Source organism: Streptomyces palmae, assembly GCF_004684805.1.
Taxonomy (GTDB): domain Bacteria; phylum Actinomycetota; class Actinomycetes; order Streptomycetales; family Streptomycetaceae; genus Streptomyces; species Streptomyces palmae.
In genome coordinates, this window is sequence record NZ_SRID01000158.1 from 1 (window position 1) to 14,872 (window position 14,872).

Genomic DNA, 14,872 nt, shown 5'->3' on the forward strand with positions numbered 1-14,872 from the left:
GCTGAAAGGACCCACGCCATGTCCCACCCCGCCCCCCATGACGTCATAGGCATCGGCCTGGGCCCCTACAACCTGGGGCTGGCCTGCCTGGTCGAGCCCATCGCGGAAATCGACGCGCTGTTCCTGGAGAGCAAGCCGGAGTTCGACTGGCATCCGGGGATGCTGCTGGACGGCGTCACCCTCCAGACCCCGTTCCTGGCCGACCTGGTCACCCTGGCCGACCCCACCTCCCCGTACTCCTTCCTCAACTACCTGAAGGAATCCGGGCGGATGTACCCCTTCTACATCCGCGAGAGCTTCTATCCGCTGCGCGCCGAGTACAACGCCTACTGCCGCTGGGCCGCCGACCGGCTGGGCACCGTCCGCTTCGGGCACACCGTGACCCGGGTCGAGTACGACCGGGCCGACGGCTGCTACACCGTGCACGCCCGGCAGACCGCCACCGGGGCCGTCACCACCCACCGCGCCCGCCGTCTGGTGCTGGGCACCGGCACCCCGCCGTACCTCCCCGAGCCCTGCCGCGACCTGGGCGGCGACGCCGTCCACAGCTCCCGGTACCGGGAGCTGCGGGCGGCGCTGCGGGCCAAGGAGTCCATCACCGTGGTCGGCAGCGGGCAGAGCGCCGCGGAGATCTACGCCGACCTGCTCCAGGACATCGACTCCTGCGGCTACCGGCTGAACTGGGTCACCCGCTCGCCGCGCTTCTTCCCGCTGGAGTACACCAAGCTGACGCTGGAGATGACCTCCCCGGACTACGTGGACTACTTCCACGCCCTGCCCGAGGACACCCGCTACCGGCTGGAGAGCGAGCAGAAGGGCCTGTTCAAGGGCATCGACACGGAGCTGATCAACAGCATCTACGACCTGCTCTACGCCAAGAGCCTGGCCGGCCCGGTGCCCACCCGGCTGCTCACCCACACCGCCCTCACCTCCGCCGAGCACGACCCGGCCACCGGCGTCTACACCCTCGGGCTGCACCACACCGAGCAGCGGCGCGACTCCACCCTCACCACCCAGGGCCTGGTGCTGGCCACCGGCTACCGCTCCCGGACCCCCGACTTCCTGGAACCGGTCCGCGACCGCATCCGCCGGGACGGCCACGGCCGCTTCGACGTGGCCCGCAACTACAGCGTCGACACCACCGGGCGCGAGATCTTCCTCCAGAACAGCGGCACCCACACCCACAGCATCACCTCCCCCGACCTGGGCATGGGCCCGTACCGCAACTCCTGGATCATCCGCGAGCTGCTGGGCCGCGAGCACTACCCGATCGAGGAGCGCATCGCCTTCCAGGAGTTCGGCCTGGCACCGGGAGCCGCCCGATGAGCGCCCCCGCCGTCTTCACCCGCCAGGACCCCCGGCTGGGCGCGTTCGCCCTGCGCCCACTCGATCCGGAGGCCGACGCCGAGCTGCTGCACGGCTGGGTCACCCACCCCAAGTCGGCGTTCTGGATGATGGGGGACGCGGATGTGGCGCAGGTGGCCCGCGCCTACCGCGAGATCGCCGACCATCCGCACCACGAGGCGCTCCTCGGCCTGCACCGGGGCCGCCCCGCCTTCCTGGTCGAGCGCTACGACCCGGCCCGGGTGGAGCTGGTCGGGCTGTACGAGCCCGAGCCCGGCGACGTCGGCATGCACTTCCTGTGCGCGCCCACCGACACCCCGCTGCACGGCTTCAGCCGCGCGGTGCTCACCACCGTGATGGAGCTGCTGTTCAGCGACCCCGCGACCCGCCGGGTGGTCGTCGAACCGGACGTGCGCAACACCGCGGTGCACGCGCTCAACGCGGCCGTCGGCTTCCGGGCCGTACGCACCGTCGGCAAACCGGAGAAGGACGCCCTGCTCAGCTTCTGCACCCGCGAGCAGTACCTGGCCACCCGAGGAGAATCCGCATGACCCCCGCGACCCCGGCCGAGCCCGTCGCCCACCTCACCCCCGCCCTCTGGGAGCGGGCCGGCCGCCGGCTGCTGCGCAAGGCGCTGGCCGAGTTCAGCCACGAACGGCTGCTCAGCCCCGAACCGCTGCCCGACGGCGGCTGGTCGGTACGCGGCGACGACGGCCGGACCGAGTACCGCTTCCGGGCCCGGCGCTTCGCCCTGGACCACTGGGAGGTGGACGCCGACAGCATCACCCGGCACCGCGACGGCACCCCCCTCCCCCTGGACCCGCTGGACTTCTTCGTCGAACTCCGCGGCACCCTGGGCCTGAGCGACACCGTGCTGCCGGTCTACCTGGAGGAGATCAGCTCCACCCTGGCCGGCACCGCCTACAAGCTCACCAAGCCCGAACCGACCGCCGCGGAGCTGGCCGGCGCCGACTTCCAGGCCATCGAGACCGGGATGACCGAGGGCCACCCCTGCTTCGTCGCCAACAACGGCCGGCTCGGCTTCGGGATACGCGACTACCACGCGTACGCCCCGGAGGCCGCCTCCCCGGTGCGCCTGGTCTGGCTGGCCGCCCACCGCGAGCACGCCACCTTCACCTGCTCGGCCGACCTGGACTACGACACCCTGGTCCGCGAGGAACTCGGCGAGGCCCAGCTCGCCCGCTTCGCCCGCACCCTGGCCGACCTCGGCCTGGAGCCCGCCGACTACCGGCTGATCCCGGTGCACCCCTGGCAGTGGCGGAACAAGATCGCGGTCACCTTCGCCGCCGAGCTCGCCCAGCGACGCCTGGTCCACCTCGGCGAGGGCGAGGACCACTACCTCGCCCAGCAGTCCATCCGCACCTTCTTCAACACCAGCACCCCCGCCAGGCACTATGTGAAGACCGCCCTGTCGGTGCTGAACATGGGCTTCATGCGCGGCCTGTCCGCGGCGTACATGGAGGCCACCCCGGCCATCAACGACTGGCTCGCCCGGCTGATCGCGGGCGACGAGGTCTTCCGCGCCACCGGGCTGACGATCATCCGCGAACGCGCCGCCATCGGCTACCACCACCGCCAGTACGAGGCCGCCACCGACCGCCGCTCCCCGTACCGCAAGATGCTGGCCGCGCTCTGGCGGGAGAGCCCGGTGCCCGCCCTGGAGCCCGGCCACCGCCTGGCCACCATGGCCTGTCTGCTGCACACCGACCGCGCCGGCCACTCCCTGGCCGCCGCCCTGGTCGCCCGCTCCGGCCTACCGCCCCGGCAGTGGCTGCGCCGCTACCTGGACGCCTACCTCACCCCGCTGCTGCACGCCTTCTACGCCCACGACCTGGTCTTCATGCCCCACGGCGAGAACGTGATCATGGTGCTGGACGAGGCCGGCACCGTACAGCGGGTGATCTTCAAGGACATCGCCGAGGAGATCGCCGTCCTGGACCCGGAGGCCCCCCTGCCGCCGGCCGTCCGGCGCATCCGCGTCGACGTGCCCGAGGAGGAGAGGCTGCTCTCCCTCTTCACCGACGTCGTGGACTGCTTCCTCCGCTTCCTGGGCGCCCGGCTCGCCGAGGACGGCACCCTCACCGAGGACACCTTCTGGCAGACGGTCGCCGCCTGCGTCACCGACTACCAGCGCTCGGCTCCCCATCTGGCCGAGAAGTTCCGCCGCCACGACCTCTTCGCCGAGCACTTCGCCCTCTCCTGCCTCAACCGGCTCCAGCTCCGCGACAACCAGCAGATGCTCGACCTGGCGGACCCCTCCGCCGCGCTGCAGTACGCGGGCACGCTGCGGAACCCGCTGCACGGCCGGGGGGACGGCTGAGCCTGGGACGGGGGTGTGCCCAGGTGGGGGCAGGGGCTCAGGGCCGTCGGACGGGGTGCTCCCGACCGCCGCGGAGACGGTCGGCCGCCGGACACCGGCGATCGGGCCGCGCGCGGCGCCGCGGGCGCCCTCCGGGTCAGATGCCTTCCAGGACCGGCGCCTGGGACAGGGCACCCGCCCCCAGCAGGGCGAGCGCCTCCTCGACCGTCTCGGCGACCTGGACGAGGCGGTGTTCGCGCGGGGTCAGGAAGCCCTCGGCGAGCAGGTGGTCGAGCATCCGGAGCATCGGGTCGTAGAAGCCTCGGTGGTTGAGGACCACCACCGGCTTGTCGAGCAGGGACAGGCCGCTCCAGGTGGCGACCTCCATCAGTTCGTCCAGCGTGTCCAGGCCGCCGGGCAGCACCGCGAACCCGGAGGCCAGCTCGTACACGAGCGCCTTGCGGTCGTGCATGGAGCGCACCATGAAGACGGCGCCCGGCGCACGGCCGGCCGGGTCCCGGTCGTGCAGCGCCCACGGGATGACCCCCGTGACGCCGCCGCCGTGCTCCAGGACGCCGTCGGCCACGGCCCGCATGACGCCGGTGCCGCCGGCGCCGTACACCAGGTCCAGGCCGTGGCGGGCCAGTGCGGTGCCGAAGTCCCGGGCGAGGACGAGGTGTTCCCTCCGGGAGCCCGCCCGGGCCCCGCAGAAGACGGCGATCCGGCGGCTCCTCTCCGGCCGCCTCATGGAAGCTCTGCGAGCGCGGCGGCGAGCTCGCGAACCGTCGGATAGTCCCAGATCATGTTCGGTTCGACCTCGATCCCGAAGGTGTCCTCGATCTCGCCGCACAGGACGAGCGCGTACACCGAGGTGAATCCGAGGTCGGTGAAGCGGGCCTCGTCGGTGAAGGAGTCCGGGGCGAGGTCCGCGAAGGCCGCGATGCGACCGTGCAGCCAGTCGGCGATGCCGGCCGCGTCGGTCCGTACGACCGGAGAGGGGCTCATGAGTCCTCCTGGCCCAGAGCACGGTCGACCCGGGCCTTGAGGGCCACCGAGCCGCTGGTGTACATGGCCTTCAGCTCGCCTTCGGTGAGCTTCTTGCGGGTGAGCCGGCGCTGGACCTTGCCACTGGTCGTCCTCGGGATCGTGCCGCGCCGGACCAGCACGACCACGAGGGAGTCGAGCGAGAACCGGTCGGCGACGGCACGCCGCGCGCTGTCGACCGTCTCCGGATCGAACGCCTTGGTGTGCTCGACGGCCAGCACGACGTCCCCGCCGCTCGCGCCGTCTCCGCCCTCCCACTCGAACGCGGCGGCCACCGCGTCACCGCGCTCCGAGAGGTGCCCGGCGACCGTGGTCTCCAGGTCCGTGGGGAAGATGTTGCGGCCGCGCACGATGATCAGGTCCTTGATGCGGCCGGTCACGAAGAGTTCGCCCTGGTCCAGGAATCCGAGGTCCCCGGTGCGCAGGAAGCCGCGGTCACCGCCGCCGGGCCGGAACCCGAAGCTCTCGGCGGTCTCCTCGGGCCGCTGCCAGTAGCCGCCGGAGATGCTCGGTCCGCTCACGCAGATCTCGCCGATGGTGCCGTCCTCGACGGGCGCGAGCGACTCCGGATCCACCACCAGGAGCTCCATGCCCGGCGCCGCCGGTCCGCAGGACACGACCTCCGTCGCCCCCTCGCTCGCGGAGGGCACGGCCCTGCCCTGCTCCAGCGCGGCCGGGTCCACGGCCAGCGTTCTGACGGACGTGCCCGGGAGCTTGGCCGACACGGCCAGGGTGGCCTCGGCCATTCCGTAGGCGGGTGCGAAGGTCTCCGGCCGGAAGCCGCACCGCGCGAACCGGTCCGCGAACCGCCGCAGAGTTCCGATGCGCACCGGCTCGGCTCCGGTGCAGACCGAACGCAGCGAGGACAGGTCGAGCTCGTCGATCTTCTCGTCGGTCACCAGGCGGGTGCACAGGGCGTAGGCGAAGTCGGGGCCCACGGTGAAGTTTCCCCGGTGCTTGGAGACCAGCTCCAGCCAGAGCGCGGGGCGGCGGAGGAACAGGGTGGGGCTCATGGCGATGAGCTCGGCCCCCGTGAACGCGCTCTGGAGGTACATGCCGATCAGGCCCATGTCGTGGTAGTGCGGCAGCCATCCGACGACCACCGTGTCCGCGTCGACGTCCATGACGGCGGAGACGACGCGCTCGTTCTCGACCAGGTTGGCATGGGTGATCATGACGCCCTTGGGCCGGCCCGTGGAGCCCGAGGTGTACTGGAGGATGGCCAGGTCGTCCGGGGTGAGGCCGGGGTCCGCCCACTCCTCGGCAAGCTCGGTGTCGCCGAGTTCGGCCAGCTGCCACAGCGACAGGTCGCCGAAGCCGCTGAGGGCCTGGGTCACCTGCTCCGTCGCCATGACCAGGGAGCAGTCCGCGTCGGCGGCGATGGACACGATCCAGTCGCGGGTGGCCTCCAGATGCCGGCCCGGTGGCACCGGTGCGGGCACCACGGTCAGCCCCGCGTACATCGCCGCGTACACGGCCCGCAGGAAGTCGGGGCTGGGGTCGTAGGCCAGCAGGGCCCGGTCGCCCGGGCGGTGTCCGGCACGCCGCAGCCTGACGGCCTCGTGGCGCGCCATGCGGTCGAACTCGGCGTAGCTGACGCGCAGGGACTCATCCCGCGTCAGATAGAACCGGAGTCCATGGTTCCCCGTGTGAAGAGCGGACCGCCGCATGGCGTCGAGCATCGTGAGCACGGGGGGCGCGCCGGCGTCCGCCGGCCTCCGATCCTGCTCAAGCAGCACATCAAAAGACATACGTGGTAACTCCTGAGAAGAGCGTGGTCACTGCCGGGCGCTGGACAGACCGGCGATCCAGCGTTCGAACGCCGGGATGTCGGAGAAGATCCAGTCGGAGACCGAGACGACCGACAGGTTCTGCACCATGTCGGTGATCGCCACGACCGGGACCCCGGCGAGGTGGGCGGCGTACATCTCCATGGCGGTGCCCATGCTCGGCATGGAATCCGGCAGGTAGGCGACGCACAGATCGCACTTCGCGGCCTCCGCCGTCATCGCCCGGAACGCCGCGCGCACCTCCTGCACGGCGGCCGGGAAGCTGTCCGTCCGCATGGCCTCGGGCCTGCCGTCGAGCATCTGCCGGGCGGCGTCGCGGGTCTGGTCCGTCGCCAGGAGTTCCAGCACCGGTGCGCTCGGGTCGAAGCACTCGACGCCCGGGAGATGGTTCTCCAGGATCGACGCGAGCTCGGCCCGATAGGACTGGTCCTCGATGTTCAGGCCCCGGTTGGAGCCCTGGATCGTGCCGGCGATGAAGATCCGCCTGAGGTTCATTCGTCATCCAACGGGTAGGAGGCGACGTCCCGGGAGGGATCGGCCATGCGCTGGTAGATGCGCGCCGCCCCGATGAGGTGATCGCTGATGGTGGCGGCGTCCAGGGACAGGCTCGTCTCCAGCTGCCGCCACACGTCGGCCGCCTTGCCGTCGGAGCCGTGCAGCATCGCGCCATTGCCGGTGCGCAGCCAGATGTCGCCGGCGGCGAAGTCCCGCTCCGCGAACCCGTGCAGCGGCAGCACGGCCTCCGCGGTGGTGCGCAGATCCGGCGAGACGGCCCGTACGGACACGCTCGTCTGCTCCGGGTGCGTCAGCAGCGCCGTCATGTCCCGGGCGAACTCGTCGTACACGAACACGGCCGAGGACCGCAGCGAGAAGTGCCTGCTGAGGACGGAGATGTTCTTGGTCGGGCTGAACCGCGAGTAGGTGAGCCGGATGACGTACCCGTCCGCACGCCCCGTGTAGCGGGCGATCAGCTTGGCCGGGCGCTCCCTGCCTTCCGCGTCGTGGCGTACCGGCACCGCCGGGACCTCGACCGACGAGGAGCCCTGGGCCACCTCGCTCGCCGGGAAGCGGATCGGCTCCAGGTGGAGCAGATAGGGGTCCAGTACGACGATGTCGCCGCCGTCCTCGAACACGGCCGCCACATGCCGTCCCTCCTGCAGGAGGGTGGCCGGCGGCGCCCCGAGGGATTCCGCCCTGCGGGCCGTGTCGATGGTCTGGTGGACGCAGGCGGCCCCCAGGCGCGGGTCCGGGTCCCCGTCCCCGTGCACGCGGTGGTACTCGGCCGCGCTGTTGTAGGGCATCTCCAGGAGTGTCGCGTGAAGAGCCGTTTCGAACAGGTCGCCCCGCGGGGCCCGCGGGGTCGGTTCGCCCGGGCGGAAGTCTGTCGTCGACATCAGGTGAACCTCTCCTCGAGCTCCGTGTCGTCGTCGGCCAGGACGAGTTCGCGCAGCTCCTTGCGGCGTATCTTCCAGGTGGAGGTCCGTGGCATCGCCACCCACTCCACCGAGATCGGGTCGGCCATCGGGGGGAGTCCGGCGCAGGCCGCGTTCCACGCCTCGTCGGACAGCGTCCCGGAGTCGAGGCACACCACCGGCACGGGCGGCCGGTCGCCCCGCGACAGCAGGACGACCTCGCGCGCGCCCTCGAGGCGCTCCAGCAGGACGCCCTCGATCTCCGTCGCGCTGCTCCCCGGAATGGAGTCGAGTGCCCGGTCGACGAAGTGGATGCGGCCGAGGCGGTCCTGGTAGCCGACGTCCCCGGTGTTCCACCAGCCGGCCGTCTTCTTCGCCTCGTAGCGGTCGGTCTCGCCGAGGTAGTCGACGAACAGGGACTTCCCGCGGGTCAGCACGACCCCGGTCTCCCCTTGCCGAACGGGGGCGAAGGTCTTCGGGTCGACGATCTTGACCTTCATCAGGCCGGGCCAGGCCCAGCCCATGTTGTTCATGTTGTCGTTCACGGAACCGGCGATCTTGTTGACCATGCGGCGGGTGTAGGCGGTCCCCGCGATCGGGCCGACCTCGCTCTGGCCCCAGCTGTGTCCCCAGATCACTCCGCGGCGGCGCGAGGCGTTCATGAACGGGCGCGCGATCGCCGGATGCATCATGTCGAACGTGTTGAGGTAATAGCGGACCCGGGCGAACAGTTCGGGCCGCCGGCGCACCAGGGGCACCCAGTGCTGGAAGACGTTCGGCATCGCCTCGACGGTGGTGGGCCGCTGGAATTCCAGGAGGCCCTCGATGTCCTTCGGATCGTGGGTGCCTCCGATGAGGAGTCGCTGCGGCGCCCAGTAGAACTGCGCCATCGCCCATGTGTACGCCCGTGAGTGGCCGAACGCGATCGAGCAGAGGCAGACGTCGTCACGACGGTTGACCACACCCGGAAGGGGAAGCAGTTCCAGCCGCGCCGCGCCCCAGTTGGTCTCGGCCGTGTGCACGACGAGTTTCGGCGTGCTGGTGGTGCCCGAGGTGTGGGTGATCATCATCGGCTCGCTGTCCGGCCTGAGGTCAGGCTTCGGGATGGGCGACCCGTAGAACTGCTCCAGGGGGGTTCCGGCCGTGCTGTCGTCGGCCGCCTCGCCGAGCAGGATGGTCCGGCCGAAGGCGCTCAGGTCGACTCCGTCCCGCGCCGCCGCCTCGAGCGTCCGCGCGGAGATGACGGTGACCACGGGCTGGAGCCGCTGGAGCATCTCGAAGAGATGAGCCGGCCGGTTGGCGGCGGAGATGGTGGCCGCGATCGCCCCGATACGGGTGGCCGCGGCCGACAGCATGATCACATCGAAGTGGTTGTCCTTGATGACGGCGATGCGGTCGCCGCGTCGCACACCGGCCGCGTAGAGCCAGCCGGACGCGTCGGCGACGAGACCGGCGAGCGCCGCGGCGTCGTAATCGACACCGCCACTCGGCGCGATGTCGAACGGACGGTCGAGATACAGCGACGTCGAGCGCGTCTTTTCCGCGTGCCAGTCAAACAGCACACCGATGTTCTTTGGAGGCTTTGAATTCCTCTTCATCTTTTCTTTCCTTGCACGTTCAGTATCCGATGAAGGAGACGAGAAGGGTGAGGACCGAAAGGCCGAGCATGCCGAGGCAGTTGAACCAGAACGCCATGCCGAAGAATCGGGCGCGAATGTGCGCGCACACCGCCAGGAGGAAGTAGGCGATGACGCCGGCCACGGCGGCGAGGCCGACTCCCTCGGTTTCGAACCCGACAGCGATTCCGGCGACGGCGAGGAGCTTGACGACGATCAGGACCCACCACCAGTCGCGGGGGAAATTGACCCCGCTCAAGCAGTCGTCGATGAACTTGGGCGGCCGGATCGAGAGAACGGCGTCACCGAAAAGGGTCACCGCGAGGATCGCCGGCAGCCACCAGGGGTCGGGGGTGAGAAGAAGATCCATTTCGGCATGGTCCTCCGCCCCGAGGAGGCGCGGCAACGACCGTCAAGGCACTCTGTCAAGTCCCCGTCGCAGCCTGGTCGGTGAGGCCCTTCGGCCCCCGACGCGAGCGCTCCCGGGCCCGTCCCCGACCCCGACGCCGGGCCGGTCGGGACCACGGTCTCCAGGGGGCGCGGGGTGCCCTCACCGCGAGAGGGACCCGGTGGCGCATTCCCTTGACCAGGCCGCCGCAGGTACGTGGCCATCACGCGCCTCACCCCGAGCGAACCGCCCCAACAGCCGGGCGCCGCAACTCCCCGCGTACTTCACGGCGTTCGATGGCCAACCCGCCCTCTTGCGGACACCCCTACCCGCGGTGGTACGGCAGCGGGCAGCCGCCACCCCGCGGCTCACGGGTCCGGCCCCCGCGGTCGCCACCACAGCAGGCGCCGCCCCGGGGCGCCCCACCTCGCGCCCGCCGACCACATAACCGCCTACCACCTGGAACTCGTCGACGAGCCACCCCGGTTCCAGGAACTCCCGATTCCGGCGGCATAAGCGCACAGAGCCGGATCGCCCCTCCGAAGGAAGGACGACAGGGGTGCCGAGTGCGGGACAGCGCACTCCTGCCGCAACCCGGCCATCGTCCGACAGGCCTGGTCAAACCCGCTATCCGGAACCCTCAATTCCCTTACAAGCCATGCAAGTTGAGCAAGATCATTCCTTGCCATGTTCACGGCGCCGTGCCATTCTGCGGACATCATCGGGGGGGATGAGACGGATGAGGACTTCGCCGTTCAGGAACACCACCGCGATCGGACGCCAGCGCAGGCGCCCCTTCGCCCCGGCACAGGACGAGGTGCTGCGGGAGCTGTGTGCCGCGGTGTTCGGCTCACTGCCGCGCAGCGACCAGCGTCGCCGGGCGGAAGAATACGTACGCGGGCTGCTGTGCACCCCGGGGCGCAAATCGATCCGCAACATGGCGACGCAGATGGGCGGCGGATCGGCGACCGAGCAGCGACTGCACCACTTCGTCACCAGCTCCACCTGGGACTGGCGCCCGGTACGCGCCGCACTGGTCAAGTGGCTGGAGGCGGCCCACCCGCTGTCCGCCTGGGTGGTGCAGCCCATGCCCATCCCCAAGAGCGGGGAGCACTCGGTGGGGGTCGGGCGCCGCTTCGACCCGCATCTCGGGCAGGTGCTGCGGGGACAGCAGTCCTTCGGGGTCTGGTTCGTCTCACCGGAGGTGGTGACCCCGGCCGGGTGGCGGCTGTTCCTGCCGGCGGACTCCTCCGGCACGGAGTGCGAATCCCCCGGAGGAGAGAGCTACGAGGACAGCGTCACGGCCGCGGTGCGGGAGACGGTGGGAGCCGCCGCGACACTCCAACGGCCCGTCATCCTGGACATCCGGGGCATCGACGCCAGGTCGACGATGAGCCGTCTCCCCCTGGCGGGCCTGCCGGTGATCGCCCGCACCCGGTCCGCCACCCCCCTGTCGGTGGCGGACCCGGCGCTGTCCGGACACGGGGCCGACCCCCGGCCCGCCCGGGACATCCTGGCGGCGGAGAAGACCCTGCGCCGCCCCGTGGAGTGGAGCGACGGCACCCAGTCCGCGAACCCCCGCGTCTCGCTGGCCGCGGCCCTGCCCGTGACCGCACGGGTCGCCACCACCAGCAGACCGCTGGTGCTGCTGGGTGAGTGGGCGGATCCCCGGCGCGCGCCCGCCCAGTTCTGGATCACCAACATGCGCCACCCCATGCCCCAGTTGCTGCGGCTGGCCAAGCAGGCGGACCGCGTCGGCCACGCGGCGGCGTACAGCGCCCGGCAGGCGGGCCTGCGGGACTTCGCCGGCCGGTCGCTGTCCGGCTGGCACCGCCACCTCACGCTGGCCTCCGTCGCCTGCGCGGTCCGCTCCCTGTCCGGCGCCGCCGACGAGACCGCGCAGCCACCGGCCCCCGCCCTCACCGGCTGACGGGGACGCCGCCCAAGGGCACCGGCCGGCGACCGCCTCCGGCCGGGTTGCCCCACCCCTCCTCCGCGGGGACCGACGCACGGATGGGGACGGCGCCCTACTCGCCGGAGGCTCCGAAGGCGATCTCCGCCTTCTCGCCTCCCCAGCCGGCCGGGCCGCGCCAGATGACATCGACGCGGAAGACGTCACGGATCGTGTCCGCGGACCAGTCCTCGGCGGGCGGTTCGGGGAGAACGAGGTAGAGGCGGTCGGCCGGCGCGGGCAGTGTGTGGTTGATCTCGAGCAGGCGGGTCGCGCCCGACCGCAGGTCCGCATAGGTGGAGCAACCCGCGCCCAGGGCCTCGTAGAGGAAGAGACCGTGCGGGGTGGCGCAGCTGACGTCGACGACCGGTGAGTCGGCCGGTTGGAGGTCCGCCCAGAGCAGTGATGCCTTCAGCGCGTGGCGAACCGCCTCGTGCTTCTTGCACGCGCGGTCGGTGCCGGCGGCCGTCTCCAGCGCGCGCAGCAAGCCGTCCTTCGTAGTCCCAACCGGTATCGCGGCGGTGGTGTCCGCAGTGGTCATCTGCACTTCTTCCTTGTCATCGGGTTGGGTCAGGGCGGTGGGATCCGCGCCGTCGGAGTCCGGCTTCGCCGCCGCGTCGAAGCGCTCCCGGAGGTCTCGCCGCGCTTCGGCGAGGGGCTCCGCCCAGCCGGAAGCCGCCAGCCCCTCCGCGAGCCGGCCCGCGTCGAAGGCGCCCTCCTTGAGCGCACGGTTGGTCGTCGCGGCGAGGCCGCGGAGAACGCCGAGCCGTTCTCGGTCGGGATCGCCGAACAGGTGGAGCACGTCGACCCAGTCCGCCTGGTCCCGTCGGAGGATGCGGTTGGCCATGCCCTGGAGTTCGGAGAGACGGCTGCGGGCATCGGGAACGTCGCCGTCTGCCTCGATCAGCTCTCCGAGCACCTCCAATGCGGAGAGGTAGCGCCCCGCCATCCGCTCCGAGATGGGTGACCGACCGCGCTGACTGGCCGTGAGCACCGTCTGGGTCGTCTCGTTGGCGAAAACCCAGCAGTCCAGCTTCTCGCCCCGCAGCGGGGGAACCGATCCATGGCGGACGGTGAGGACCAGCGGTCGGTCGATCACCGGCGACAACGGCTTGACCTTGTAGCGACCGCCCGGGGCCCGGGCCACGACCTCGACCCGGACATCGGTACCGATCCGGGGAAGGCTTCCGACCCCGCCGCCCTCCGGCTGGGCATCGTGCGCCGTCGGCGACGGGGCGTCCCCGGAACCGGTGAGCGCCTCCGGCAGGGGGGCGGTGTGCAGGACGGTCAGGCTCTGGGTGCTGCGGGTGAGGGCCACGTACAACTGGCGCAGCCCGGCGGGACCGCGGTCGGCGATCGTGGCGGGCTCGAGGACCAGGACGTGGTCGTACTCCATCCCCTTGGCCTGAGCCGCGGCCAGTACGGAGACGGCCTCATGGTTCCGCTCACCGGTGTCACCGAGCTCACCGAGCTCACCGATCCTGCGGCTGATGGCGTCCAGCCAGTCCGAGTCGTCGGGGACGATGACGGCCACGGAGCGGGGGGTGCTGCCGTCGCTGGTTTCCCTGAGCCGGGCCACATGGGCGACGGTGTCGTCCAGCAGCTTCCACGGCTCGGTCGCCACGGTCCGTACCGCGTCCGCTCCCACCTCCCGGATGGCCTGCGGGTACGGCAGGGTCGGAGCGACAGCCCTGGCGAGCGGGGCGACGAACTCCATGATCTCGGCGGGGACGCGGTAGCTGGTGGTGAGCTGGGCCACGCTCCAGTCGCCGTGGTCGGAGAGGAGCGCGCCGAGCTGGTCCCAGTCCGTCGGGATGTGGGCGCCCGTCGCCTGCGCGAGGTCGCCCAGCACGGTCATGGAGCCGCCCACGGCACAGCGCCGCTGCAGGGAGCGGGCCTGCATGGGGGTGAGGTCCTGGGCCTCGTCGATGACGATGTGGCCGTATCGCGGCGGAGTGTCGCCGCTGATCAGCACTCCGAGCTCTTCCAGGCAGACCTGGTCGTCAAGGGTCCACGGATCGGCGTCGGCGCTGGCGGCGCGGGGCCGCAGCAGGGCCGCCTGCTCGTCCTCGTCGAGGATGCCGTCGGCGCAGTCCCGCAGGAGGTCGGGTGAGTCGTAGAGGCTCCGCAGTGCCTCCCGGGGGCCGGGGGACAGCCAGACGCGTTCGACCAGGCGCTCCACCCGGCGGTTGCGTTCCAGATCGCGCCGGATCGTGCCGGCCTGCCCGCGGCGTGGCGCGATGTCGGCGAGCTCCTGGAGGAGCCGGTCGACGAAGAGGCCCCGGAAGCGGTCGCGCCGCTCCCGGAAAGGCCCCTCGCCGGCGTGGGCCTGGTCGAGGAGGGCGAGGACCTCGGACTTCGGCACGCGAAGGGTCGTACTGCCGGCGGTGACGACGATCGCGGGCTCGTCGCCCTCGAAGGAGGGGGCGACGGTGAGGGCATCGAGAGCCTCCGGGCGGAAGTCGCTCTCGACGCGGCGCCGCAGCACGGCCGCCATGCGTTCGTCCGACTTCACCAGGCGTGCCTTCGGGGAGTCGGTGCCAAGGATCCTGCCCTCCCACAGGCGGTCCAGCTGGACGGCGTTGACGTCCCGGGTGCCGAGGGTGGGCAGGACCTGTCCGACATAGTCGAGGAACCGCTGATGGGGGCCGATGACGAGGATGTCCTGGGCCCTGAAGTGCTCGTTGTTGACGAGCCAGGTCACCCGGTGGAGACCGACTGCCGACTTGCCGGTACCGGGGCCGCCCTGCACGACGAGGATGTCCGCCGGCGAGCCGGTGACCAGCTCCATCTGGTCGCGGCGGATGGTCTCGACGATGTCCCGCATCCGCCCGCCGCGGGACCGCTGGAGCTCCCGCAGCAGGAAGTCGTCCGGCTGGAGCGCCTTCCGCCGCTGCCTGCGTACGACATCGCCGGGGGTGGGGGCGAACGTACGCTCCGGGGCGGGTGTCGCGTCCGCCTCCTCCGCCGCGCTGCCGTCGGCGGCCTGACGGGGCTCGGGGACGGG

Annotated in this window: 12 protein-coding genes; 4 read left to right on the forward strand and 8 right to left on the reverse strand. The window is 71.3% G+C overall.

The window, feature by feature from the left end; translation table 11 throughout:
• The first annotated feature begins 18 nt into the window (after positions 1 to 18).
• From E4099_RS17560 to E4099_RS17570, 3 genes are read left to right on the forward strand one after another with little or no spacing between them, the layout of a single operon-like run.
• Positions 19 to 1,326 (forward strand): lysine N(6)-hydroxylase/L-ornithine N(5)-oxygenase family protein, encoded by a 1,308-nt coding sequence (locus E4099_RS17560; RefSeq protein WP_135340024.1) that lies wholly within the window; start codon positions 19 to 21, stop codon positions 1,324 to 1,326.
• Positions 1,323 to 1,895 (forward strand): GNAT family N-acetyltransferase, encoded by a 573-nt coding sequence (locus E4099_RS17565; RefSeq protein ID WP_135340025.1) that lies wholly within the window; start codon positions 1,323 to 1,325, stop codon positions 1,893 to 1,895. Before E4099_RS17560 ends, E4099_RS17565 begins: the two co-directional genes overlap by 4 nt.
• Complete coding sequence (locus tag E4099_RS17570; RefSeq protein ID WP_135340026.1) at positions 1,892 to 3,685, forward strand: IucA/IucC family protein; 1,794 nt, start codon at positions 1,892 to 1,894, stop codon at positions 3,683 to 3,685. The genes E4099_RS17565 and E4099_RS17570 overlap by 4 nt, the downstream gene beginning before the upstream one ends.
• A 136-nt stretch (positions 3,686 to 3,821) precedes the next feature.
• On the opposite strand, the gene E4099_RS17575 is transcribed toward E4099_RS17570, so the two are convergent.
• From E4099_RS17575 to E4099_RS17605, 7 genes are read right to left on the reverse strand one after another with little or no spacing between them, the layout of a single operon-like run.
• The gene (locus tag E4099_RS17575) at positions 3,822 to 4,412 is read right to left on the reverse strand and encodes an LOG family protein (RefSeq protein ID WP_135340027.1); all 591 of its coding nucleotides are present in this window, start codon (positions 4,410 to 4,412) and stop codon (positions 3,822 to 3,824) included.
• Positions 4,409 to 4,669 carry an acyl carrier protein gene (locus E4099_RS17580; protein WP_135340028.1) on the reverse strand — a complete coding sequence of 87 codons (261 nt, stop codon included), beginning with the start codon at positions 4,667 to 4,669 and terminating at the stop codon, positions 4,409 to 4,411. Before E4099_RS17580 ends, E4099_RS17575 begins: the two co-directional genes overlap by 4 nt.
• A complete protein-coding gene (locus tag E4099_RS17585; protein WP_135340029.1) occupies positions 4,666 to 6,459 on the reverse strand; it encodes a fatty acyl-AMP ligase in 1,794 nt (597 codons plus the stop codon). The genes E4099_RS17580 and E4099_RS17585 overlap by 4 nt, the downstream gene beginning before the upstream one ends.
• Before the next feature lie 27 nt (positions 6,460 to 6,486).
• Positions 6,487 to 6,993, reverse strand: coding sequence for a hypothetical protein (locus E4099_RS17590; protein WP_135340030.1), 507 nt, complete (start codon positions 6,991 to 6,993; stop codon positions 6,487 to 6,489).
• Positions 6,990 to 7,892, reverse strand: a complete 903-nt coding sequence (locus E4099_RS17595; protein ID WP_135340031.1) for a hypothetical protein — start codon at positions 7,890 to 7,892, stop codon at positions 6,990 to 6,992. The genes E4099_RS17590 and E4099_RS17595 overlap by 4 nt, the downstream gene beginning before the upstream one ends.
• Entirely contained in the window at positions 7,892 to 9,508 is a 1,617-nt protein-coding gene (locus E4099_RS17600) for a class I adenylate-forming enzyme family protein (protein WP_135340032.1), read from the reverse strand. Before E4099_RS17600 ends, E4099_RS17595 begins: the two co-directional genes overlap by 1 nt.
• Positions 9,509 to 9,527: 19 nt before the next feature.
• Positions 9,528 to 9,896, reverse strand: a complete 369-nt coding sequence (locus E4099_RS17605) for a DoxX family protein (RefSeq protein ID WP_135340033.1) — start codon at positions 9,894 to 9,896, stop codon at positions 9,528 to 9,530.
• A gap of 757 nt (positions 9,897 to 10,653) precedes the next feature.
• Between E4099_RS17605 and E4099_RS17610 the strand changes: the two genes are divergently transcribed.
• Entirely contained in the window at positions 10,654 to 11,844 is a 1,191-nt protein-coding gene (locus tag E4099_RS17610; protein ID WP_245244935.1) for an IS701 family transposase, read from the forward strand.
• A 97-nt stretch (positions 11,845 to 11,941) separates the two neighbouring features.
• Here the strand turns inward: E4099_RS17610 and E4099_RS17615 are convergent.
• A partial coding sequence (locus E4099_RS17615; RefSeq protein ID WP_245244937.1) for a HelD family protein occupies positions 11,942 to 14,872 on the reverse strand: 2,931 nt, incomplete at its 5' end.